The sequence below is a fragment of the Pseudomonas sp. S2_C03 genome, from assembly GCF_054668405.1.
Map to the genome: position 1 here is coordinate 983,738 of NZ_CP162766.1, position 23,890 is coordinate 1,007,627.

21 protein-coding genes are annotated in these 23,890 nt (G+C 62.6%); 6 read left to right on the plus strand and 15 right to left on the minus strand.

What is annotated here, in order from left to right; translation table 11 throughout:
• Window positions 1-40: 40 nt before the first annotated feature.
• Window positions 41-1,633, minus strand: a complete 1,593-nt coding sequence (locus AB4N64_RS04390) for a DHA2 family efflux MFS transporter permease subunit (RefSeq protein WP_460122296.1) — start codon at window positions 1,631-1,633, stop codon at window positions 41-43.
• Complete coding sequence (locus AB4N64_RS04395; protein WP_460122298.1) at window positions 1,630-2,751, minus strand: HlyD family secretion protein; 1,122 nt, start codon at window positions 2,749-2,751, stop codon at window positions 1,630-1,632. The genes AB4N64_RS04390 and AB4N64_RS04395 overlap by 4 nt, the downstream gene beginning before the upstream one ends.
• 283 nt (window positions 2,752-3,034) lie before the next feature.
• Between AB4N64_RS04395 and AB4N64_RS04400 the strand changes: the two genes are divergently transcribed.
• The 6 genes from AB4N64_RS04400 to AB4N64_RS04425 all read left to right on the plus strand — a co-directional run bounded on the left by AB4N64_RS04400 (window position 3,035) and on the right by AB4N64_RS04425 (window position 9,968).
• A complete protein-coding gene (locus AB4N64_RS04400) occupies window positions 3,035-3,385 on the plus strand; it encodes a hypothetical protein (RefSeq protein WP_460122300.1) in 351 nt (116 codons plus the stop codon).
• Window positions 3,386-3,496: 111 nt separating this feature from the next.
• Window positions 3,497-3,916 (plus strand): PAS domain-containing protein, encoded by a 420-nt coding sequence (locus AB4N64_RS04405; RefSeq protein WP_460122302.1) that lies wholly within the window; start codon window positions 3,497-3,499, stop codon window positions 3,914-3,916.
• A 6-nt stretch (window positions 3,917-3,922) separates the two neighbouring features.
• Complete coding sequence (locus tag AB4N64_RS04410; protein ID WP_460122304.1) at window positions 3,923-5,473, plus strand: diflavin oxidoreductase; 1,551 nt, start codon at window positions 3,923-3,925, stop codon at window positions 5,471-5,473.
• 1,049 nt (window positions 5,474-6,522) lie between these two features.
• On the plus strand, window positions 6,523-7,632 hold the full coding sequence (locus AB4N64_RS04415) for a polyamine ABC transporter substrate-binding protein (RefSeq protein ID WP_460122306.1): 1,110 nt from the start codon (window positions 6,523-6,525) through the stop codon (window positions 7,630-7,632).
• A gap of 30 nt (window positions 7,633-7,662) precedes the next feature.
• A complete protein-coding gene (locus AB4N64_RS04420; protein ID WP_460122307.1) occupies window positions 7,663-9,081 on the plus strand; it encodes an aminotransferase in 1,419 nt (472 codons plus the stop codon).
• A gap of 47 nt (window positions 9,082-9,128) precedes the next feature.
• The gene (locus tag AB4N64_RS04425) at window positions 9,129-9,968 is read left to right on the plus strand and encodes a helix-turn-helix transcriptional regulator (protein ID WP_460122309.1); all 840 of its coding nucleotides are present in this window, start codon (window positions 9,129-9,131) and stop codon (window positions 9,966-9,968) included.
• 116 nt (window positions 9,969-10,084) lie between these two features.
• Here the strand turns inward: AB4N64_RS04425 and paaZ are convergent, their stop codons facing one another.
• The 13 genes from paaZ to paaG form a co-directional block, all read right to left on the minus strand.
• Window positions 10,085-12,139 (minus strand): phenylacetic acid degradation bifunctional protein PaaZ, encoded by a 2,055-nt coding sequence (gene paaZ / locus AB4N64_RS04430; RefSeq protein ID WP_460122311.1) that lies wholly within the window; start codon window positions 12,137-12,139, stop codon window positions 10,085-10,087.
• Between the two features lie 31 nt (window positions 12,140-12,170).
• On the minus strand, window positions 12,171-13,817 hold the full coding sequence (locus AB4N64_RS04435) for a cation acetate symporter (protein WP_460122313.1): 1,647 nt from the start codon (window positions 13,815-13,817) through the stop codon (window positions 12,171-12,173).
• A complete protein-coding gene (locus AB4N64_RS04440; RefSeq protein WP_460122315.1) occupies window positions 13,814-14,122 on the minus strand; it encodes a DUF485 domain-containing protein in 309 nt (102 codons plus the stop codon). Before AB4N64_RS04440 ends, AB4N64_RS04435 begins: the two co-directional genes overlap by 4 nt.
• A gap of 159 nt (window positions 14,123-14,281) precedes the next feature.
• Complete coding sequence (gene paaE / locus AB4N64_RS04445) at window positions 14,282-15,358, minus strand: 1,2-phenylacetyl-CoA epoxidase subunit PaaE (RefSeq protein ID WP_460122317.1); 1,077 nt, start codon at window positions 15,356-15,358, stop codon at window positions 14,282-14,284.
• A gap of 33 nt (window positions 15,359-15,391) precedes the next feature.
• Complete coding sequence (gene paaD / locus AB4N64_RS04450) at window positions 15,392-15,925, minus strand: 1,2-phenylacetyl-CoA epoxidase subunit PaaD (RefSeq protein WP_460122319.1); 534 nt, start codon at window positions 15,923-15,925, stop codon at window positions 15,392-15,394.
• Entirely contained in the window at window positions 15,912-16,673 is a 762-nt protein-coding gene (paaC, locus tag AB4N64_RS04455) for a 1,2-phenylacetyl-CoA epoxidase subunit PaaC (RefSeq protein ID WP_460122321.1), read from the minus strand. The genes paaD and paaC overlap by 14 nt, the downstream gene beginning before the upstream one ends.
• Before the next feature lie 8 nt (window positions 16,674-16,681).
• Entirely contained in the window at window positions 16,682-16,963 is a 282-nt protein-coding gene (gene paaB / locus AB4N64_RS04460; protein ID WP_460122323.1) for a 1,2-phenylacetyl-CoA epoxidase subunit PaaB, read from the minus strand.
• 221 nt (window positions 16,964-17,184) lie between these two features.
• Window positions 17,185-18,174 (minus strand): 1,2-phenylacetyl-CoA epoxidase subunit PaaA, encoded by a 990-nt coding sequence (paaA, locus tag AB4N64_RS04465; protein WP_460122325.1) that lies wholly within the window; start codon window positions 18,172-18,174, stop codon window positions 17,185-17,187.
• Window positions 18,175-18,495: 321 nt separating this feature from the next.
• Window positions 18,496-19,821: a phenylacetate--CoA ligase PaaK gene (gene paaK, locus AB4N64_RS04470; protein WP_460122327.1), complete on the minus strand. Its 1,326-nt coding sequence runs from the start codon at window positions 19,819-19,821 to the stop codon at window positions 18,496-18,498.
• 99 nt (window positions 19,822-19,920) lie between these two features.
• Window positions 19,921-21,132, minus strand: coding sequence for a 3-oxoadipyl-CoA thiolase (gene pcaF, locus AB4N64_RS04475; protein ID WP_460122328.1), 1,212 nt, complete (start codon window positions 21,130-21,132; stop codon window positions 19,921-19,923).
• Window positions 21,125-21,574 (minus strand): hydroxyphenylacetyl-CoA thioesterase PaaI, encoded by a 450-nt coding sequence (gene paaI, locus AB4N64_RS04480; RefSeq protein WP_460122330.1) that lies wholly within the window; start codon window positions 21,572-21,574, stop codon window positions 21,125-21,127. Before paaI ends, pcaF begins: the two co-directional genes overlap by 8 nt.
• Window positions 21,567-23,084, minus strand: a complete 1,518-nt coding sequence (gene paaH / locus AB4N64_RS04485; protein WP_460122332.1) for a 3-hydroxyacyl-CoA dehydrogenase PaaH — start codon at window positions 23,082-23,084, stop codon at window positions 21,567-21,569. The genes paaI and paaH overlap by 8 nt, the downstream gene beginning before the upstream one ends.
• 3 nt (window positions 23,085-23,087) lie before the next feature.
• Complete coding sequence (gene paaG, locus AB4N64_RS04490) at window positions 23,088-23,879, minus strand: 2-(1,2-epoxy-1,2-dihydrophenyl)acetyl-CoA isomerase PaaG (protein WP_460122334.1); 792 nt, start codon at window positions 23,877-23,879, stop codon at window positions 23,088-23,090.
• Window positions 23,880-23,890: the final 11 nt, after the last annotated feature.

Below are 23,890 nucleotides of genomic sequence, written 5' to 3' on the forward strand. Positions count from 1 at the left end.
GCTAAGCTGCAAGCGTTGAGCTTGCAGCTTGCCCTGGCCATCAATGCCCGTCGGCACTGGGCGCGGGCGGTGGTTGCACCTTGCGCATCAAGGGCACCATCGCCGTGGCAATGAGGAAGCAGGCGCCAATCAGCAGGAAGGTGTCACCGTAGGTTTGCGTTTGCGCTTCTCGGTAGGTCAACTGCCAGAGTTGATGCAGGCTGGCCGTGGCGCCCGTGTCGCCGACAAGGCCCAGGTTGGCGAAATTGTTGCCGACCTGGGACAGCCATTGGTTCAGCGCCTCATTGCTGCTGTTGAGGTTTTCCGCCAGCCGGGTGAAGTGCAGGTTGGTGCGGTCATTGAGGATCGTCGCGCAGGCGGCGATGCCAATGGCACCCCCCAGGTTGCGCATCAGGTTGAACAGCCCCGAGGCGTGCTTGAGCCGTGCCGGCGCCAACCCGCCCAGGGTCAGGGTGACGGCGGGCGGCACCGCCAGTTGCTGGGCAATCCCGCGAAGGGCTTGCGGCAACATCAACTCGGCAGAACCCCAGTCATGGGTGATCGGACTGAATTCCCACATCGACAAGGCGAACAGCCCAAGACCGGTCATCATGATCCAGCGCAGGTCTACGCGATTGGCCAGAAAGGCATACAGCGGAATCGCCATGATCTGGAACACCCCGGTGGAGAAAACCGCCAGTCCAATGTCCAGCGCCCCATAGCCACGCACCCGACCGAGAAACAGTGGTGTCAGGTAGATGGTGGCAAACAGACCAATCCCCGTGACAAACGAAAAGAAGCAGCCAAGGGCGAAGTTGCGGTCTTTGAGGGCGCGCAAATCGACGATCGGATTGGCCACGTGCAGGGTCCGGCCAATGAACGCCAGGCCCGCCAGGCCACTGATCCAGGCCGTGGTCAGAATCGTGCGGTCGCTGAACCAGTTCCAGCGCGGGCCTTCCTCCAGGGTGTATTCCAGACAACCCAGAAACAGCGCGAGAAACAGCATGCTCAAATAGTCGGCGCCCTTGAGCAGCGAAAGCTCCGGCTGGTCGATTTTCACCAGCATCGGCACGGCCACCGCGACGAAGATGCCGGGCACGAGGTTTATATAGAAGAGCCAGTGCCACGACGATACGTCCGTGATCCAGCCGCCGATGACCGGGCCCAGGGTCGGTGCCAATGACGCCACGGCGCCGATGGTCGCGGCGGCGATGACCCGTTGTTTACCGGTGAAGAAAAAGAACGCCGTGGTGAACACCAGCGGGATCATCGAGCCGCCCAGAAAACCCTGCAACGCCCGAAAGGCAATCATGCTCTGGATGTTCCAGGCCGCGCCGCAGAGCAGGCTGGCCAGGGTGAACCCCACGGCGGAGGCGCAAAACAGCCAGCGGGTCGAGAACACTCGCGACAGCCACCCGGACAGCGGGATCACAATGATCTCGGCGATCAGGTAACTGGTCTGCACCCAGGCAGTTTCATCGGTGCCCGCCGAGAGCCCCCCGCCGATGTCGCGTAGCGACGCCGAGACGATCTGGATGTCCAGCAGCGCAATGAACATGCCGATGCACATGGTGGCGAACGCGAATACCTTGGTCGCCGTTGCCATGTCGGCGGCATTGAACGGTTGTGCGGGGGCGGCGAGGGTGCGGCTCATGGCGCGCTGGCCACGGCGGCACTTTCAGGTTCCTTGCGAGTGTCCACCTCGGCGGTCACCGAGAGGCCGGGGCGCAGGTGGCCGAGCACGCTGTCGGCCGGATCGAGGCGGATCCGCACAGGCACGCGCTGGACGATCTTGGTGAAGTTGCCGGTGGCGTTTTCCGGCGGCAGCACGCTGAACTGCGAGCCGCTGGCGGGGGCGAGGCTGTCGAGTCGACCGTGGAAGGCCTGCCCGGAGAGCACGTCGGCGCGGATGACCACCCGCTGGCCGGGAACCATGTGGGCCAACTGGTCTTCCTTAAAGTTCGCATCAACCCAGAGCCCGCTCGACGGGACCACCGACAACTGCTGCGACCCGGCCTGTGCATAAGCCCCGACCCGCGCACGGCGATTGCCGATCACCCCGTCGATCGGTGCGCGCAGCTCGGTATAGCCGACGTTGAGCTGTGCCAGGTTCCGCTCGGCGCGGGCCTGGACCAGCGCCGCCCGGGCTTGCTGTTTCTGCGTTTCGATCACGTTCAACTGGCGTTGCGCGGCGAGCAATTCGGCCTGGGCCTTGGCGCTCAAGGCCTGGGCAGTCTTGAAGGTCGCGTCGGCGCGCTGGGCGCTTTCCACTGAAACGGCATTGCTGCCCACCAGTTTTCTGTAGCGCTGGTTGTCGTCCCGCGAGCGAGCGGTTTCGGCGCCGGCCGCCTCAATGCCGGCACGGGCCTGGCCAATCACTGCCTGTTGCAGTTGCTGCGTGGCGTCGAGGTTGGCCAGCAGCGCTTCTTCAGCGGCAACCGCGCCTTCGGCCTTGGCCAGATTGGCGCGGTAGTCGCGTGAATCGAGGCGGATGAGCACGTCACCGGCTTTGACATTCTGATTGTCGGTGACCAGCACTTCGTCGATGTAGCCCGCGACTTTTGGCCCGATCACCGTCACGTCACCGCCGATGTAGGCGTCGTCGGTTTCTTCGATGAAGCGGCCGGCGGTCCACCAGTGCACGGCAAAGAAACCTGCGAACACCAGGGCGGCGGTGGCCAGCGTCAGCAGGATCAGGCGCTTGAGCAGGGGCGGGCGAGGTGGACTCACCGGGGCAGCAAGATCGGATTCGAGGCTGGGCATGCTGGTCATGAAGTAATACCTGTGAAGAACGGTGCTTTATTACGCAGATAATATGACGTATGTAATATTTGCTCGCAATTGATTTTTACTGCCGGTGGTCAGTTGGGTTCGTCCGGTCGAGAAATGGCGGGATGAGAATTAGTCACAAAGACAACGCGGTAGTCCTAATGACCTGTTTTCAGTGTTGTCACAATGACACCTGTTTATTCTAACTATTTGAAAATTATGTAATTAAATATTGGCACGTTTAGTGGAATGCTTAGAGTAACTCCCACCCGAGCAGGAACTGATCATGACTCGTACTCTCCCGTTCAGCTTCACCCTCTGCCTGTTGTTTTCCCCGTTGAGCATGGCCGACCAAGTGGTTCGCGAAGTCCCCGACACCACCGCTGGCAAAGGTGCTGGTGTGGTAACCGGGTTGATGGTCGGCGCCGTGGGCGGCCCGATTGGCGCGCTGATCGGTGCCGGTGCCGGTTTCTTCGCCGGCAGCTCGGTGCAGGAAGCGGCTGGCCTGACCGAAACCGCTTATGAAGTGAAAGACGCCAAGGGCGAAGTCAGCACCGTTCGCTCGCCCAACGCCAAGTTCGACGTTGGCCAGCAAGTGACGCGCAAAGGTTCGCGCCTGCAGTCGCAGGACAGTTGAACCCGACACCTGCGCGTTTCATCCCCGAGCTCCTTTGGGATCCGCTCATGGGTCGGATCCTCTTTTTTCTCAGTCATCGCCGCCATTTTTAATCAATCGAGGGGTAACACAATGCAAGCCATCAACGCCAAAGTCTTGAGCGCACTGGAAAACGTCATGGTGATCTCCACCACCGACCTGCAGGGCAACATCACTTACGTCAACGATCTGTTCTGCAAGCTGACCGGCTACACCAGCGAAGAACTGCTGGGCCAGCCGCACAGCGTCGTGCGTCATCCTGCCGTGCCTAAAAGCACGTACAAGCAGATGTGGGACACCATCAAGAAAGGCGAAATCTGGACCGGCGTGATCCCCAACGTGGGCAAGGGCGGTGGCCTCTATGTGGTCGATACCACCGTGCAGCCGGTGTTCGACGCGCAGGGCAATATCGTTGAATACATCAGCATTCGCCGGGTGATCAACGACCTGATGAGCGACTTCGAAGGCCTGGAGTTCTCCAAGGAAACTTTCGACGAATTCTACGACAGGTAAGTGGCCATGCCAGCTCTGATCGAACGCATCGTGATCGGTTATGGCTCGGAGTCCGGCAACGCCCGTGGGTTGACGCAACGTCTGTTGCGTCTGCCTTGCTTGCAGCCGTACGAACTGGCCGTGCAGGATCTCAACTCGCTGAAACTCGACAGCCTGACCCCGCGGGACTTGCTGCTCATCGTGTGCAGCTCCTTCGGTGACGGCGAGCCGCCGGGCAATGCCGATTGCTTCATGGATCAACTGAACGAGTTCGCCTCATTGATCGATCAGCCTTACGCCATCTTCGGCCTGGGCGACACGGCTTACCCGACTTTCTGTGGCTTCAGCAAACTCATCGACGCCACGCTTGCGCAAAAGCAGGCGAAACCCTGGATCAACCGCGTCGACGCGGACACTGATTTCGAGGGCTTCTTCGACACCTGGTGCGCCACGCTCGAGGCAGTGCTCAGGGGTGACTGGCGTGCCGGCACGACCTTGCAGTTGCAGGTCACCGCCTATGGCGAAAACGACACCTGGCCAGCGCGGGTGATCTCGCGGACCCGGCTCAACGGCACGGCGCCTTACGCCTGGCAAGTGCGCCTGGACATCGAAGGGAGCGGCATCAAGTACCGTGCTGGCGACAACCTTTACGTGCTGGCGCACAACGATGAACCGTTGCTTGAGCAGATGGGCGAATGGTTCGGCCGTGAAGACGCCCGCACGCTGCTGCGGGACAAAGAGCTGCGCCAGTTGAGCAAGTCGGTGCTGCGCGACATTGCCAAGGTCAGCCAGCACGAGACGCTCAAGGGTTTGCGCAAGGTCAGCGCCCGCAAGGAGCTGGAAGCCTACCTGTATGGCCGGGACATGCTCGATGTGCTTAATGATTTCTGCGAGCCGGGGCAGGTGAGTGTGGAGGATCTGGTCGAGTGGCTGCCCAACGTTCTGCCGCGTGCTTACTCGATCGCCTCCCATGATCACGCCGGTTACGTTGACCTGTGCATCCGTGAGGTCGCCTATGACATGGCCGGCCGTGCACGTACTGGCACGGCGACCGGCCATCTGGTCGGGCCGCACCCCGAGGCGCAGGTGTTCGTGCGCAGCAATCCGGCGTTCCATCTGCCTCGGCAGGTCGAGCACCCGGTGATCATGATCGGCACCGGCACGGGCATCGCGCCGCTGATTGCCTTGCTGGAACAGATCGAGCAACAGGACAGCCCGGCGCAAAGTTGCCTGATTTTCGGCGACCGCCGCCGGGATTCGGACTTCCTTTATCAACCGCGCCTGGAAAAATGGCAGGCTGACGGCGTGCTCGATGTGCTGATCACCGCCTTCTCGAGGGACAGCGAGCAACGGTACTACGTGCAGGACGCCATGCTCGAACACGGCGCCTACCTATGGGCCTTGCTCAACCAGGGCGCGCACCTGTACGCGTGCGGCAACAAGAGCAACCTGGAACGAGCCATTGACGCGGCGCTGGTCAATATCGCGATGACCTTCGGTCATCTAGGCGAGGAAGACGCACAGACCTTTGTCGCCGACCTGGCGAGCAACCATCGCGTACACAAAGAACTGTACTGAAGCTTCCCGTTTTGACGCGTGGACGAGCCGCAACTCGTTGCGCGTCTTTTTTTGCCTGCCTGAAGCGCAAACCTGTGGGAGCGAGCTTGCTCGCGATGGTAGCCCAGACACCGCGGGCATCCAGGTAGCCAGCGTTATCGTTAACGACCATCGCGAGCGTGCTCGCTCCTACAGAAGATCAAGATCAAAAGCCGAGCATGATCCCCTGTAGGAGCGAGCATGCTCGCGATGGTAGCCCAGACACCGCGGGCATCCAGGCAGCCCGCGTCATCGTTAACGACCATCGCGAGCGTGCTCGCTCCTACAGAAGATCAAGATCAAAAGCCGAGCACGATCCCCTGTAGGAGCGAGCTTGCTCGCGATGGTAGCCCAGACACCGCGGGCATCCAGGCAGCCCGCGTTATCGTTAACGACCATCGCGAGCAAGCTCGCTCCTACAGAAGATCAAGATCAAAAGCCGAGCACGATCCCTGTAGGAGCGAGCATGCTCGCGATGGTGGCTCAGGCACCGCGGGCATCCAGGTAGCCCGCGTTATCGTTAACGACCATCGCGAGCGTGCTCGCTCCTACAGAAGATCAAGATCAAAAGCCGAGCACGATCCCTGTAGGAGCGAGCTTGCTCGCGATGGTAGCCCAGACACCGCGGGCATCCAGGTAGCCAGCGTTATCGTTAACGACCATCGCGAGCGTGCTCGCTCCTACAGAAGATCAAGATCAAAAGCCGAGCACGATCCCCTGTAGGAGCGAGCTTGCTCGCGATGGTAGCCCAGACACCGCGGGCTTCCAGGCAGCCCGCGTCATCGTTAACGACCATCGCGAGCGTGCTCGCTCCTACAGAAGATCAAGATCAAAAGCGGGGCACGATACCGCCCATCGCGGGCAAGCCCGCTTCCACAGGGGGGATCACCATTCCAGAGCGCACAGGCCAGCCAAAAAAGAACAACCCCACGCACACCCCCATTCGGGGTATGGCGCCCCTCGCCAAACCGGCCAATAGTAGATCCACCTGCTCATCCCGAGCCGACGTCGCTTGATAAGGTGAATTTGCTATGCGCAAGGCCCTCACGGTGATTTCCAGCTTGTTTCTCGCTTCCCTGATAACAACCCACAACAGCCAGGCCGCCGAGGTGGACGACAGTAAAACACTCAGGCTCTACAACTGGGCGGATTACATCGGCGAAAACACCCTGGCCGAATTCGAGAAAGCCACTGGCATCAAAGTCATCTACGACACCTTCGACGCCTATGAAACCGTGCAGGCCAAGTTGCTCACCGGCCACTCCGGTTACGACCTGGTGGTGCTCAACGCCTCGCTCGCGCCACCGCTGATCAAAGCCAAGGTGTTCCAGCCGCTGAACAAAAAACTGCTGCCAGGCTGGGCCAACCTCGATCACAAAGTCCTTGAGGACATGCAGGGCTTCGACGCCGGCAATCTCTATTCCGCGCCCTACACCTGGGGCAGCAACGGCATCACCTACAACGTCGACAAGATCAAGGAACGTATGCCAGACGCGCCCATCGGGTCGCTGGCGATGATCTTCGATCCAAAGATCGTCTCGCGCTTCGCCGACTGTGGCGTGACCCTGGTGGATGCGCCGACCGAAGTCATCCCCCTGGCCCTCAAATACCTGGGCCGCGATCCGCGCAGCGCTGCGCCGGCTGACCTCAAGGCCGCGCAGGAACTGCTGCTGTCGGTGCGCCCGTACATCCGCAAGTTCGACTCCGTCAACTACCTGACCAGCCTGCCCAACGGTGACACCTGCATGGCCATGACCTGGTCCGGCGACTACGCCACCGCCATGGCTCGCGCCGAAGAAGCCAAGTTGAAGATCAACCTGTCCTACTTCATTCCCAAGGAAGGCTCGCTGATCTGGTTCGACAACATGTACATCCCGGCCGACGCCCCGCACGTGGCCAACGCCCACAAGTTTCTCGACTTCCTGATGAAGCCTCAGGTCATGGCCGACGTCACCGACTACATCCACTACGCCAACAGTAACGCCGCCGCCACGCCTTTGCTCGATGCCGATGTGCGCAACAACCCCGCTATTTATCCCGATGACGAGACCCGTGAGCGCCTGTTTGCGCAAAAGACCCAGGACCCCAAGGACATGCGTGCCATCACGCGGGTCTGGAGCACGGTGAAAAGCGGCATCTGATCGTCAAATCAACAGGTTCGAGGTTTTTGTATGGCTACTCCAACGCATGACGTAATGTCCGCCGCCGATGAATCGCGGCTGACCAAAGCCGATAAAGCGCACTACATGCACGGCTACCACATGTTCGACGAGCATGCCGAACAGGGCGCCCTGAATATCGTGTCGGGCGATGGTGCCTACATCTACGACACCCAGGGCAACCGTTTTCTCGACGCCGTCGGGGGCATGTGGTGCACGAACATCGGCCTGGGTCGCGAGGAAATGGCCCAGGCCATCGCCGACCAGGTGCGCCAGTTGGCCTATTCGAACCCGTTCTGCGACATGACCAACAACGTCGCCATCCAGTTGTGCGAAAAACTCGCCAGCCTGGCGCCGGGGGATCTGGACCACGTGTTCCTCACCACTGGCGGGTCAACCGCCGTGGACACTGCGTATCGCCTGATCCAGTACTTCCAGAACTGCCGTGGCAAGCCGGACAAGAAGCACATCATCGCGCGCTTCAACGCCTATCACGGCTCCACCACGCTGACCATGTCGATCGGCAACAAGGCCGCCGACCGGGTGCCGGAGTTCGACTATGCCAACGACCTGATCCACCACGTGTCCAACCCCAACCCGTACCGTGCACCGGACGGCATGGATGAAGGGCAGTTCCTCGAGTTCCTGGTCAAGGAGTTCGAAGACAAGATCCTCGCCATCGGCGCGGACAAGGTCGCCGGGTTCTTCGCCGAGCCGATCATGGGCTCGGGTGGGGTGATCATTCCGCCCAAGGGTTATCTGAAGCGTATGTGGGAAGTCTGTCAGCGCTACGACATCCTTTTCGTCGCCGATGAAGTGGTGACCTCGTTCGGGCGCTTGGGCAAATTCTTCGCCTCCAAGGACGTGTTCGACGTGCAGCCCGACATCATCACCACGGCCAAGGGCCTGACGTCTGCCTACTTGCCGCTGGGCGCGTGCATCTTTTCCGACCGCATCTGGAAAGTCATCGCCGAGCCGGGCAAGGGCCGCTGTTTCACCCACGGCTTCACCTACAGCGGCCACCCGGTGTGCTGCACCGCCGCCCTGAAGAACATCGAGATCATCGAGCGGGAAAACCTGCTGGAGCATGTCGAGGAGGTTGGCAGCTACCTGGAACAGCGTCTGGCTACGCTCAGCGACTTGCCGCTGGTGGGCGACGTGCGTTGCGAGAAGCTGATGGCCTGCGTCGAGTTCGTCGCCGACAAGCGCACCAAGGCGCTGTTTGCCGACGAGATCAACATCGGTGAGCGCATTCATTCACGGGCGCAGACGCGGGGCTTGCTGGTACGGCCGATCATGCACCTCAACGTGATGTCGCCGCCGCTGATCCTCACGCATGCCCAGGTGGATGAAATCGTCGAAACCTTGCGGGTGTGCATTCTCGAGGTGGCGGCCGAGCTTGAACAAAGCGGTCAGTACGCCGGCCAATGAGTTCGAGCCGCTTACGGGGGCTCGGTTCACCCGCTAGACTGCGGGGCATGAGCAAACCCAACGATGACACCTTGATCGCCTTGCCTTTCGGTGCCTTGCACAAATGGCATGCCGAAGTGCGCAAGGCTTTCGCCCACATCGACGAGCCCGACGCGCTGCGCCATCTGGCCTCGGCATTCGGCCATCTGGTGTCAATCGAGTCGGTGATGATCAGCCTGGAACACAAGGACCGCGCGCCCCAGTTGCTGTATCAGCAGGGCATCCCGGAGCAATACCGGGTGTCGCTGCTGGAGCGCTATTTTTCCGGCGGCTACCTGTTGGACCCCTTCTGCCTGGCGGTGGGGCAGGGCTTGGCCGAAGGCTTCTATCACCTGGAGGAAATCGCCCCGGACAACTTCTTCGACAGCGAGTACTACAAGACTTACTACTTGAAGGCCGGCAGTTCCGAAGACAGTTTTTATCTGGTGGACACCGGCAACGACACACAAATTTCCGTGAGCCTGTTCCAGGGCTTTGGCGGGGAAAGCCTGCGGGTTGAGCAACTGAACCTGTTGCGCGCCGTCGAGCCGTTGGTGCGCGAGTTCATCGCTGAGTTCGGTCAGCGTGGCTTGCAGCATCGTGCCGATCAGGAGGCGAGTGGCCGTGACGATCTCAAGCAGCGGGTGCAGTCAGCGTTCGAGCATTTTGGCAGCGATTTGCTGACCGAGCGCGAGCGTGAAGTGGCGCATATGGTGTTGCGCGGGCATTCGGTGAAGTCCACGGCCAGCCAATTGAACATCTCGCCGGAGACGGTGCGCATGCACCGCAAGAACCTGTACCTGAAGCTTGAAGTGGGGTCGCAATCGGAGTTGTTTGCGCTGTTTATCGAGTGGTTGCGCAGGCATTAGGGTCTTTATTGAATGTGATGGCCTCATCGCGGGCAAGCCCGCTCCTACAGAGGAGCGGGCTTGTCGAATCGTCGCACCGCCGCGATGAGGCCATCAACTTCACCACAAATTGAGGATCAACCCTCGCGCTTCACCACCAACGTCAAAATGTCATAACTGGCCACCAGCTCTCCCAGCTGGTTGGTCACTTCCACATCCCACGCCACCACCCCTTGCGGGATGCCTTGCGGGCTCGTCTTGCCCTGGTCGATCTTGCGTTTGCAGGTCAGGCGCGCCTGGATGGTGTCGCCGATGCCCACCGGGTTGATGAAACGCAGGGTGTCCAGGCCATAGTTGGCCAGCACCGGGCCGGGCGCTGGCGAAACGAACAGCCCGGCGGCGGCCGACAGCACGAAGTAGCCGTGGGCGATGCGCTTGCCGAATTGCGATTCCTTGGCCGCGATGTCATCGAAGTGCATGTAGAAGTGATCGCCTGACAGGCAACCGAAGTTCACCAGGTCCGCTTCGGTTACGGTGCGACGGTGGGTCAGCAGCGATTCGCCGATCTGCAGGTCCTGGAAGTAACGACGGAATGGATGCACCTCGGTCTCGATGACCTGGGCGCCGCGCACGTATTCGCCCGTGACCGCCGCCAGCATGGTTGGCGAGCCCTGGACCGCCGCGCGTTGCAGGTAATGCTTCACGGCACGCAGGCCGCCGAGTTCTTCACCGCCACCCGCGCGACCCGGGCCGCCGTGTTTGAGTTGCGGCAACGGCGAGCCGTGGCCGGTGGATTCGCCGGCGCAGTGGCGGTCGAGTACCAGCAGGCGGCCGTGCAATGCCGCGGCGACTGGAATGGCTTTGGCCGCAATCAACGGGTCCTTGGTGACCAGGCTGGCCACCAGGCTGCCCTTGCCACGGGCGGCCAGGGCCAGGGCTTCGTCCAGGTCGTCGTAGGCCATCAGGGTGCTGACCGGACCGAACGCCTCGATGTCGTGGGCGCCGCCTTCGGCATGCGGATCGCGGGCCTGCAACAGCGTCGGGGCAAAGAACGCACCCTTATCGACATTGTCGCCGCGTGGCTCGAAACCATCGCGTGCGCCGAACAGCATGTCGCTGCTCTGCAACAGGGCTTCCAGGCGTTCGGCCACGTCTTTTTGCTGATCATGGGAGGCCAACGCACCCATGCGCACGCCTTCCACCGACGGGTCGCCGACCACCACCCTGGCCAAGCGATCACGCAGGCGCGAGGCCACCGCATCGATGTGTTTGGCCGGCACGATGGCGCGGCGGATGGCGGTACATTTCTGCCCGGCCTTGGTGGTCATTTCCCGGGCGACTTCCTTGATGAACAGCTCGAACTCTTCGTCGTCCGGGCTGACATCCGGGGCCAGGATCGCGCAGTTCAGTGAGTCGGCTTCAGCGGTGAACGGCACCGAGTTACGGATCAGGTTCGGGTTGACCCGCAGCTTGGCGGCGGTGTCGGCGGAGCCGGTGAACGTCACCACGTCCTGGCCTTGCAGGCGGTCGAGCAGGTCACCGGTGCCGCCGATGATCAGTTGCAGGCTGCCGGTGGGCAACAGGCCGGACTCGTCCATCAGGCGCACCACGGCTTCGGTCAGGTAGCTGGTGGCGCTGGCCGGCTTGACGATGCACGGCATGCCGGCGAGAAAGCTCGGGGCAAACTTTTCCAACATGCCCCAGATCGGGAAGTTGAAGGCGTTGATGTGCACCGCGACACCGCCACGCGGCACCAGGATGTGGGTGCCGGCAAAGCTGCCCAGTTTGCTCAGTTGCAGCGCCGGGCCTTCGTGCACGACGTTGCCCGATGGCAATTCCCGTGAGCCGAGGCTGGCGTAGGTGAACAGCGTGCTGTTGCCGCCCTCGATGTCGATCCAGCTGTCGGCGCGGGTGGCGCCGCTGTGGTGGGAGATCGCGTAAAGCTGTTCCTTGCGCTCGCTCAGGTACAGGGCCAGCGCTTTCAGGCGCTGGGCCCGTTGCTGGAAGTCCAGCGCCATCAGGCCGCTGACGCCCTGGCGACGGCCGTGCTCGATGGCTTCTGCAAAGTCCGGGCGTTCTTCGTGGGTGCGGGCGATCTCGTGGCCGTCGAGGGCGCTGCGCAGGATCTGTGCGCCGTGTTGGCCGATCCAGCGACCGGCGATGAAGCTTTGCAGTGTGGCAACGTGAGACATCTGGATTGCTCCGGGTTGGCAAATAGGAGGGTTAGTGCTGGCTCGCGCCCGAGGCGCCGATGCCGGTCATGGAACGGATGAACTGCGCCAGGTAACGGCCGCGCTCGAGGGCGGCACGTGGCGAACGGTCGGTGACGGAAAACAGCCAGGCGCTGAAAAAAGCCAGGCTCATGGAAAACAGTGCGGGGTTGGAATACGGGAACAGTGCCCTGTCGTGATGCAGGACGTTGACCCACACCGCCGGGCTCAGCACCAGCAGGACGATTGCCGAAACCAGCCCCATCAGGCTGCCCAGCACCGCACCGCGAGTGGTCAGGCCTTTCCAGTACATCGAGAGGAACAGCACCGGGAAATTCACCGAGGCGGCGATGGCCAGTACCAGGCCGGAGAGGAAGGCGATGTTCTGCGATTCGAATAACAGGCCAAGGATGATCGCCAGCACGCCGATGCACAGGGTGGCGATGCGCGACATGCGCATTTCCTGCTGTTCGCTGGCCTGGCCCTTACGGATCACGCAAGCGTAGAGGTCGTGGGACACGGCCGAGGCGCCGGACAGGGCAAGGCCTGCAACCACCGCCAGGATGGTGGCGAACGCTACCGCCGAGATGAACCCCAGGAACAGGTTGCCACCCACCGCTTGTGCCAGATGTACCGCGACCATGTTGCCGCCGCCGATGATCGAGCCGCTGGCGTCTCGGTACGACGGGTCGGTGCCGACCATGACGATGGCGCCGAAGCCGACGACGATCAGCAGCAGGTAGAAGTAACCGATGAAACCGGTGGCGTAGAACACGCTTTTGCGCGCTTCCTTGGCATCGCTGACGGTGAAGAAACGCATCAGGATATGCGGCAGGCCAGCGGTGCCGAACATCATGCCCAGCCCCAGGGAGATCGCGTCGATCGGATTGGACAGCAAGCCGCCCGGCGCCATGATCGCGGTGCCCTTGGCGTGCACTTCGGTGGCGCCGGCAAACATCGCTTCGGTACTGAAACCGAAATGCTTGAGCACCATGAACGCCATGAAACTGGTGCCGAACAGCAGCATCACCGCCTTGATGATTTGCACCCAGGTGGTGGCGAGCATGCCGCCGAAGGTGACGTAGAACACCATCAGCACGCCGACCAGCATCACCGCATAGAGGTAGTCGATGCCGAACAGCAATTCGATCAGCTTGCCGGCGCCGACCATCTGCGCCACCAGGTACATCAGGGCCACGGTCAGGGTGCCGAAGGCCGAGGTCAGGCGCACCGGGGTCTGCTCCAGGCGGTAGGACACCACGTCGGCAAACGTGTATTTGCCCAGGTTGCGCAGGCGTTCGGCGATCAGGAACAGAATGATCGGCCAGCCGGCCAATACGCCCAAAGCGTAGAGCAGGCCGTCGTAGCCATTGAGGAACATCATGGCCGAGATGCCCAGGAACGAGGCGGCGGAGATCATGTCGCCGGCAATCGCCAGGCCATTCTGGAAGCCGCTCATGCCGCCGCCGGCGGTGTAGAAGTCGCTGGCCGAACGAGTGCGCAAGGCGGCCCAACGGGTCACGCCGAGTGTAAACAGTACGAACACCAGGAACATGCCGATGGCATTCCAGTTCAGCGGACGAGCCGCACTCTCGGCGGCCACCGCGAAGTCGGTGACGATGGCCAATGGCAGCAGGAATAATGCCAGGAGCCGGCTCATTGGGCGCACTCCTGCTTGAGTTTGTCGTTGAGCGGGTCGATCACGTGGTTGGCGCGATAGACATAAAACCCGGTGAGGGCAAACGCCAGGATCACCACCACCACACCCACCAGCATGCCCACCGAGGTCACGCCGCCATTGAGCGACTGGCCAAGGGTGGCCGGCGAGAACGCCACCAGCAGGACAAAACCGAAATAGATCACCAGCATGATCAACGACAGCGACCAGTAGAGCTTCTGTTTGCGCCGCACCAGTTGTTTGAAGGCGGGGTGCTGCTGGATGAGTTCGATGTCTTGTGGGGTCATGGCACGCTCTCTTGTTTTTTGTTTTTGTCGTGGGTGAAACACAGTTCCCTGTAGGAGCGAGCATGCTCGCGATGGTGGATCAAGCACCGCGGGTTGCCAGGCTGCCAGCGTTATCGTTGGCGACCATCGCGAGCATGCTCGCTCCTACAGGGTTTTGGATCAGAGCTGATCGAAATCCAGCACCACCTTGTCGCTGATCGGGAAGGCCTGGCAGGACAGGACGTAGCCGGCGGCGACTTCGTAGTCTTCCAGGGCGTGGTTGCTGTCCATTTCCACTTCGCCTTCGATGACCTTGCACTTGCAGGTCGAGCACACGCCGGCCTTGCACGAGTAGGGCAGTTCGGCACCCTGGGCATTGCCGGCATCGAGGATGCTCTGGGTGTTGCGCGCAAGATCGAACGCCAGGGCACGGCCGTCGCTGATGACGGTGATCTGGCTGACGGCGGCGTCCACCTGGCGGGCGGCTTCACGGGCCTCGCGTTTTTGCTGACTGTCGGTGGCGGCGAACAATTCGAAGTGGATGCGCTCGGGCGCCAGGCCCTTGGCCTTGAGGCTGTCGCGTACGGTTTCGGTCATTTCCTGAGGGCCGCAGATGAACGCCGCGTCCAGGGCCTTGACGTCAAGCCAGCGGGAGAACAGCTGCTCACATTTCTCGGCATTGATCCGGCCGTTGTACAGGTCGACGTCCTGCTGCTCGCGGCTGAATACGAAGATCAGGTTCAGGCGTTGCAGGTAGCGGTTCTTCAGGTCTTCGAGCTGTTCGCGAAACAGGGCGCCTGCGCTGGAGCGGTTGCCGTACAGCAGGGTGACGCGGCTGTGGGGCTCGGTTTCCAGGGTGGTCTTGATGATCGACAGGATCGGCGTGATGCCGCTGCCGGCCGCGACGGCCAGGTAGTTACCGTGGCGGCTCGGGTCCAGTTCGACACTGAAATGACCGGCCGGCGGCATGACTTCCAGGGTGTGCCCGGCTTTCAGGTGTTCATTGGCGAAGGCGGAAAAACGCCCACCGACCACACGCTTGACCGCAATGCGCAGTTCACCGTCGTTGATACCGGTGCAGATCGAGTAAGAACGACGCACTTCTTCGCCATCCAGTTGCGTGCGCATCACCAGGTGCTGGCCCTGCTTGAAGTGGAAGCTGTCCTGCAAGTCCTGTGGGATCTCAAAGGCAATGGACACCGCATCGCGGGTCTCGGCACGCACGTCCTTGATGGTCAGGCTGTGAAATTTGCTCATTGTTGTTCTCCAGCTGAGGCGGTCATTGGCCGCTCAGATGCACTTGAAATAGTCGAACGGCTCGCGGCAATCGACGCAGCGATACAAGGCCTTGCAGGCGGTGGAACCGAACTCGCTGAGCACCTCGGTGTGGGCGCTGCCGCATTGCGGGCACAGCACCCGCGGGCTTTCGCCGAGCAGGCTGCGCTTGCTGGTGCTGCCTTCGGGCGGCGCGATGCCGTAGGCGCGCAGGCGCTCACGACCGCTGGCGCTGATCCAGTCGGTGGTCCATGCCGGGGTCAGCCGGCGCTCCAGTTGCGGCGCGCGAAAGCCCGCGTGCTCCAGCGCATCGCGGATGTCGCTTTCGATGACTTCGGTGGCCGGGCAGCCGGAGTAGGTCGGCGTGACCACCACGTGCAGATGCCCCGCCTGCCAATCGAGATCGCGCACGATCCCCAGGTCGACGACGCTGACCACCGGCACTTCCGGGTCCATGACTTCGCTCAGGATCGACCAAGCGGCCGCCAGGTCGGTCGGTTGTGCCGGCCGGGCGCCGAGGTCGCTGGCGATCAGATCACCAGGTTGCATCGGGGTACGCTCGTGGCAAAAATTGCATCTCAGCCAGCAGGATGCCCAGGTGCTCGGTGTGCAGGCCCTGGCGTGCGTTGAGGTAGAAGTAGTTCGCGGCAGCCGGAACGGGCAGGGTGGCGCTGGCGAAAATCGCTTCGACACGGGCTTGCCATGCAGCGGCGACAGTGGCGATGTCCGGCGTGATGCCGGCTGCGCGCAGGCGCTGTTCGCTGTCATCGGCGGCGATCAGTTCCACGGTGAACCGCCAGACTTCCGGGATCGCCGCGAGCATGCGCTGGTGGCTTTCCTCGGTGCCGTCACCCAGGCGCTCGACCCATTCGCTGGAGCGGCGCAGGTGATAGGTGACTTCCTTCACGGCCTTGGCGGCGATCCCGGCGATGCGCTCATCGCTGGACTGGCTCAGGCCCTGTAGCACCGGCAGGTGCCAGGCGTCGTAGAGGAACTGCTTGAGGATAGTGACCGCGTAGTCGCCGTTGGGTTGTTCCACCAGCAGCAGGTTGCGGTAGGCGCGCTCGTCGCGGCGGAACGCCAGGTGATCGGCGTCGCGGCCGTCATCCAGCAGCTCGGCGGCGTATTCCAGCCAGTTGCGCGCCTGGCCGACGAGGTCGAGGCCGACGTTCATCAGCGCCAGTTCTTCTTCCAGCGCCGGAGCCTTGCCGCACCATTGGCACAGGCGCTGGCCCTGGATCAGGGCGCTGTCACCGAGGCGCAGCAGGTATTCGATCAGATCGGTCTTGTTGTTCATGGTCGACCTCACATATGCCCGACTTCGGCCGGCAGCTCGTAAAAGCTGGCGTGGCGATAGACCTTGTCGTCCGAGGGATCGAACAGCGGATCTTTTTCATCCGGCGACGAGGCGGTGATCATGGCCGACGGCACCACCCACAGGCTCACGCCTTCGCTGCGGCGGGTGTAGAGCTCGCGCGCGTTCTCGATGGCCATGGTGGTATCGGCGGCATGCACGCTGCCGACGTGCTTGTGATTGAGACCGTGCTTGCTGCGCACGAAGACTTCGAAGAGGGTCCACTCGGACATTTCAGTTCTCCACATCGGTTGCTCTGTGTAGGAGCGGGCTTGCCCGCGAGGCGTCAGTGAAATCACCGCTGCCCTTGAGGCCGCTCGCTGGCAAGCCAGCTCCTACAAATCGGTTGCTCTGTGTAGGAGCGGGCTTGCCCGCGATGACCTCAGTGAGATCACTGCTGCCCTTTAAGCCGCCTCGCTGGCAAGCCAGCTCTTACAGAGGGGTTCGGGCCGGCTCAGGCGGCGTTCTTGTTTTGTTTTTTGCGGGCGTGGGCGACGGCGGCTTCGCGTACCCAGGCGCCGCCTTCAATGGCCTTGCGCCGGGTGGCGACGCGCTCGGTGTTGCACGGGCCGTTGCCCTTGAGCACTTCGTAGAATTCGCTCCACTGGATTTCGCCGAAGTCGTAGTGGCCGCGCTCGGCGTTCCACTTGAGGTCCGGGTCGGGGCAGGTGCAGCCCAGCAGCTCCAGTTGGGGGATGGTCTGGTCGATAAAACGCTGGCGCAGTTCGTCGTTGCTCTGGCGCTTGATCTTCCAGGCCATGGATTGCGCGCTGTTCGGCGAGTGTTCGTCGCTCGGGCCGAACATCATCAGTGACGGCCACCAAAGACGGTTGATCGCATCCTGGACCATGTCTTTTTGCGCCTGGGTGCCGTGACGCATCATGGTCAGGAGAATTTCGTAGCCCTGGCGCTGGTGGAAGCTCTCTTCCTTGCAGATGCGGATCATCGCCCGGGAATAGGGCCCGTAGGAGGTGCGCTGCAGCACCACCTGGTTGACGATGGCCGCGCCATCCACCAGCCAGCCCACGGCGCCCATGTCGGCCCAGTTCAGGGTCGGGTAGTTGAAGATGCTCGAATACTTGGCCTTGCCGCTGTGCAGCTTGGCGATCTCTTCGTCGCGGTCTGCGCCCAGGGTCTCCATGGCGCTGTACAGGTACAGGCCGTGGCCGGCTTCGTCCTGGATCTTCGCCATCAATTGCAGCTTGCGTTTGAGCGTGGGCGCGCGGGTCACCCAGTTGCCTTCAGGCAGCATGCCGACGATTTCAGAATGAGCGTGCTGGGATATCTGCCGGATCAACGTCTGGCGATAGGCATCCGGCATCCAGTTCTTGGCTTCGATCTTGATTTCCGAATCGATTTTTTCCTGGAAGGCGCGTTCCTGTTCGGACATCTCCGACAGGTCCTTGATGCGCTTGACGCCGGTTTCTACAAGCTGTGCGTACATGGGGGTTCTCCCGCCTTGAATCTGATCGAGGGCATGGAGAACTTTATAAGCGATACAGAATTTAATATCAAACAGAAAATATCGTGTCGTATATGTTTTTGTATCGCTTTGGGATGAGTGGTTGGTTTTGCGCCATCCCGTCCCCCTTTACTGTAGGAGCGAGCATGCTCGCGATGGTCGTCAACGATGACGCGGGAAGCCTGATACCCCGCGGTGCTCCTAGCTCCATCGCGAGCATGCTCGCTCCTACAGAGGGGTGCGGGTCTAGCAATGAAGGGGCAAAAAAAAGCCCCGCATCGCGGGGCTAAAAAGGTGCAGCAGTCATGCTTTGGGGCGGTTGTCGATGACGTGGCAGGCCTTGCCTTCGGAGCGCTTGATGGAGTGGAACGGCTGCAGAACGATCCGCGAGCTGATGCCGATGTAGGTCTTGATGTGCCGGCTCAGTTCGGCGCAAACCGCTTTCTGTGCCTCGTCGCCCAGGTGCTGCTGGTCGGCCCTGAGCTCGACGTGCACGTCGACACTGTCCAGGTTGCCCTTGCGATACAAATGAATCTCGTAGCACTCGGCAAGTTGTTTGACTTTCAGCACCTGCTCTTCGATCTGCGTCGGGAACACGTTGACGCCACGGATGATCAGCATGTCGTCGCTGCGTCCGGTGATCTTGTCGATGCGTCGCATCGGTCGGGCCGTACCCGGCAGCAGGCGAGTCAGGTCGCGGGTGCGGTAGCGGATCATCGGCAGGGCTTCCTTGCTCAGCGACGTGAACACCAGCTCGCCCATTTGCCCGTCCGGCAGTACTTCGCCTGTGACCGGGTCGATGATTTCCGGGTAGAAGTGGTCTTCCCAGATGGTCGGGCCATCCTTGGTCTCGGCACATTCCATGGCGACCCCCGGGCCCATGATTTCCGACAGGCCGTAGATATCCAGCGCGGTGATGCCCAGGCGCTGTTCAATGGCGCTGCGCAGCTCGCCGGTCCACGGTTCGGCGCCGAAGATGCCCAGGCGCAAGGCGAGTTTGTGCGGGTCGACGCCCTGGCGCTCGAGCTCATCGGCGATGTTGAGCATGTAAGACGGCGTGACCATGATGATGTCCGGCTGGAAATCCTTGATCAGTTGCACCTGTTTCTCGGTTTGCCCGCCAGACATCGGGATCACCGTGCAGCCCAGGCGTTCGGCGCCGTAGTGCGCGCCAAGGCCGCCGGTGAACAGGCCGTAGCCGTAGGAAATATGCACTTTGTCACCGCGTCGGCCACCCGCCGCACGGATCGAGCGGGCGACCACGTTGGCCCAGGTATCGATGTCGTTCTGGGTATAGCCGACGACGGTGGGTTTGCCGGTGGTGCCGCTGGAGGCGTGCAGGCGCACCACTTCCGGCATCGGCACGGCAAACATGCCATATGGGTAGTTGTCGCGCAGATCGGACTTGGTGGTGAAGGGAAACTTCGCCAGGTCTTCCAGGGAGCGGATGTCATTGGGGTGCACGCCCAGGGCGTCGAAGCGCTGGCGGTACAGCGGCACGTTGTTGTAGGCGTGGTTCAGGCTCCAGCGCAGGCGATCGAGCTGGTGGCTGCGCAGTTCGTCGATGCTGGCGGTTTCCAGCGGGTCCAGCACAGGATCAAGCACGGCGTTGGCAATTGGCATGTTCATATCTTCACTCGAATTATTTTTGTGTTTCGGCCCCACCGCAGCGGGGCTTTGAGTGCATGTGCCAAGGATACCTCTCGGCTCCTCGGGAATCGCGGTTCTTTAGTCGGACAGTCGCTCGATGATCAGCGCGATGCCCTGGCCGACGCCGATGCACATGGTGCACAGGGCGTAGCGCCCCTTCCGTTCCTCAAGCTCGTGCAGGGCGGTGGTCACCAGTCGCGCGCCGCTCATGCCCAGTGGATGGCCAAGGGCAATCGCGCCGCCGTTCGGGTTTACCCGTGGGTCGGTGTCGCTTAAGCCCAGCTCGCGCAACACCGCCAGGCCTTGCGCGGCGAAGGCTTCGTTGAGCTCGATCACGTCCATGTCGGCCAGGCTCAGGTTGGCCAGTTCCAGCACCTTGCGGGTCGCGGGCACCGGGCCGATGCCCATGATTCGCGGTTCGACGCCGGCGGTGGCCATGGCGACCACCCGCCCGCGGGCCTTCAGGCCGTGCCGTCGTGCCACTTGCGGGCTGGCCAGCAGCAGCGCGCAGGCGCCGTCGTTGACCCCGGAGGCGTTGCCGGCGGTGACGCTGCCGCCTTCGCGGAAGGGCGTGCCGAGTTTCTGCAATTGCTCAAGGGTGGTGTCGCCACGCGGGTGCTCGTCGTGCTCGACGACTTTGGCCGGGCCCTTGCGCTGGGGGATTTCGACCGCAACGATCTCTTTGGCCAGTCGCCCGCTGGCCTGGGCGGCTGCGGCGCGTTGCTGGCTGCGCAGGGCGAAGGCGTCCTGGTCGGCGCGGGACACGTTGAACTGCTCGGCAACGTTCTCGGCGGTTTCCGGCATGGAGTCGATGCCCCAGGTCTTGCTCATCAACGGGTTGACGAAACGCCAGCCGATGGTGGTGTCGTAAACCTGTGCGTCGCGGGAAAACGCCTGCTCCGCCTTGCCCATGACCAGCGGCGCACGGGACATCGACTCGACGCCGCCCACCAGCATCAACCCGGCCTCGCCGCAACGGATCGCCCGCGCCGCGCTGCCGATGGCGTCCAGGCCCGAACCGCACAGACGGTTGAGGGTGGTGCCTGGCACGCTGACTGGCAGCCCGGCCAGCAGTGCCGACATGCGTGCCACGTTGCGGTTGTCTTCGCCGGCCTGGTTGGCGCAGCCGTAGACCACGTCGTCGACGCGCGCCCAGTCCACCTGCGGGTGACGACGCACGAGCTCGCGCAGCGGCACCGCGCCGAGGTCGTCGGCACGCACGCTGCTCAAGGCGCCAGCGTAGCGGCCGATGGGGGTGCGCACCGCATCGATGATCAAGGCATCATTCATTGGGAGTCTCCTGCGTCAGCACAGCGCCGCGCACTTTGTAGGATTTGCCGTGGAACAGCGCGATCAGCTGGCCCTGTTGGTTTTCAATGCGTACGTCGTAGTTGCCGGTCCGGCCGGAACGGCTTTGCTCGATACAATCGGCGGTCAGGGTGTCGCCCAGGCGCGCCGGGGCGATGTAGTCGATGCTGCAACCGATGGCCACCGTGGCCTCGTTGTAGCTATTGCAGGCAAACGCGAACGCCGAGTCGGCGAGGGCGAACAGGTAGCCGCCGTGGCAGGTGCCATGGCCCTGGACCATATCGTCGCGTACCGTCATGCCGACGCGGGCGCAGCCTGGGCCGGCGGACAACAGGCGCATGCCCATGGCCTGGCTGGCGTTGTCGCGGCTGAACAGCGCTTGTGCGCAGGCGCTGGCCAGGTTCATCGCTTCATGATTAGTCATGCAAGGCTCTCCCTTCGGCCACGCGGCGACGCAACAGCAGCGACGGTCGGTAGCGTTCTTCGCCATAACTGGCTTGCAGGTTTTCCAGCACCTTGAGGATGTGCGCCAGGCCAATGCTGTCCGCCCAGGCGAGCGGGCCTTGCGGGTAGTTGACCCCGGCGCGCATGGCCAGATCGATATCGGCGGCCGAGGCCACGCCTTGCAGCAGCGCGTCGGCACCTTCGTTGGCGAGCATGGCCACGGTGCGCAACACGGCCAGGGCCGGGCTGTCGCTGAGCTGGCTGACGGTGAGCCCGGCCTGTTGCAGCAGGGCCACGCCCTGTTCGAGGGCGCTCGGGTCGATGTCGGTGGCGCAACTGATCGCCAGTCGGCTGGCCCTGGCGTAGTCGCCGGCCAAATCCAGCAGGATCAGGTTGCGCAGGCCGTCTTGGCGGCTGCGTTGGCAGGCCATGCGCCCGTCACTCAGGGCCAGCACCGCATCGCCCACCCGCAGCAGGCCGCGGCCATCGCGCTGGATGACCTCGATACCGTGATCGCGCAGGCGCGGGACCAGGCCGCCCGCGATGCCGAGGTCACCTTCGACCGTGCAGGTGGCAACATTCTGGCCACTACGGATTGATGCCGGCTGCGGGCGAACCGCGCCTTCGGCATAGCTGTAAAAACCTTGTCCGCTCTTGCGGCCTAGGCGGCCGGCATCTACCAGTTCCTTCTGGATCAGTGACGGCAAAAAGCGCGTGTCCTGGTAATAGGCGTCGAACACCGAGCGGGTCACGGCGTAGTTGACGTCGTGGCCGATCAGGTCGGTCAGCTCGAACGCGCCCATGGCAAAACCGCCGGCCTCGCGCATCAAGGCATCCAGGGTCGCGCAGTCTGCCGCGCCTTCCTGCAACAGGCGCAGGCTTTCGGCATAGAACGGCCGAGCCACGCGGTTGACGATGAAACCTGGGGTCGAGCGGGTGTGCACCGGTTTTTTCCCCCAGGCTTTGGCCGTGTCGTACAAGCATTCGGCGAGGGCCGGATCGCTGGCCAGGCCCGAGACGATCTCCACCAGCGCCATGACCGGCGCCGGGTTGAAGAAGTGCAGGCCCAGCAGGCGCTGTGGGTGACGCAGTTGCGCGGCAATACTGGTGATCGACAGCGACGAGGTGTTACTGGCGAGGATGCAGTGTTCGTCGCAGAGCTCTTCGAGTTGGCGGAACAATGCACGCTTGACCTCGAGGTTCTCGACGATGGCCTCGATGATCAGGTCGCAATCGGCCAGTGCTTCGATGCTTTCCACGGCGTGCAGGCGACCGAGGGTTGCGCTGCGTGATTCGGCCGGCAGCTTGCCGCTGTCGACGCGCTTGCCCAGTTGTCGGTCAATGCCTTCGATGGCTTGCGCGGCGGCGCCTGGGCGGTTGTCCAGCAACAGCACCGAGTGACCGGCCTGTGCCGCGACCTGGGCGATACCGGCGCCCATGGCGCCGGCGCCGATGACCGCGATGCGTGCGTTGATATTCAGAGCGGTCATGATTCAGCGCCCCTTGAAACTTGGGCTGCGTTTTTCCATGAAGGCGCTGACGCCTTCGCGGTAGTCCTCGCTGCGTCCGGCCAGGCGTTGCAGGTCTTTCTCCAGCTCAAGCTGTTCATCGAACGTGTTGCTCAGGCCGGCGTTGAGGCTGCGCTTGATCAGGGCCAGGCCATAGGTCGGTTGCGTGGCCAGGTGACGGGCGAGGGTCAGGGCTTCCTCGCGCAGGTCGGTATCGTCCACCACGCGGTAAATCAGGCCCCATTGCTCGGCCTGTTCGGCGCTCAAACGGTTGCCGAGCAGGGCCAGGGCCTTGGCGCGAGCCATGCCGACCAGGCGCGGCAAGGTCCAGGTGCCGCCGGAATCGGGGATCAGGCCGATCTTGCAGAACGCCTGGATGAAGCTGGCCGAACGCGCTGCCAGCACCAGGTCGCAGGCCAGCGGGATGTTGGCACCGGCACCGGCCGCCACGCCGTTGACCGCGCAGATCACCGGCAGCGGCAGGTCGCGGAGTTGGCGGATCAGCGGGTTGTAGAACTTCCCGATGGACTCGCCCAGATCCGGCACAGCAGCGCCCGGGGCGACGTTGCGGTCGCTCAAGTCCTGGCCGGCGCAGAAGCCTCGGCCTTCACCCGTCAGCAGGAGCACGCGAACGTCTGGACTCTGTCGAACCTGCTTCAGCGCCTCCTTGACTTCGCCATGCATCTGCGCGTTGAAACTGTTGAGCTGGTCCGGGCGATTGAGGCTGAGCAGGGCGACGCCGGCCTCGATGGAAAACAGGATGTGTTCGAAGTTCATGGTCTTGGCGC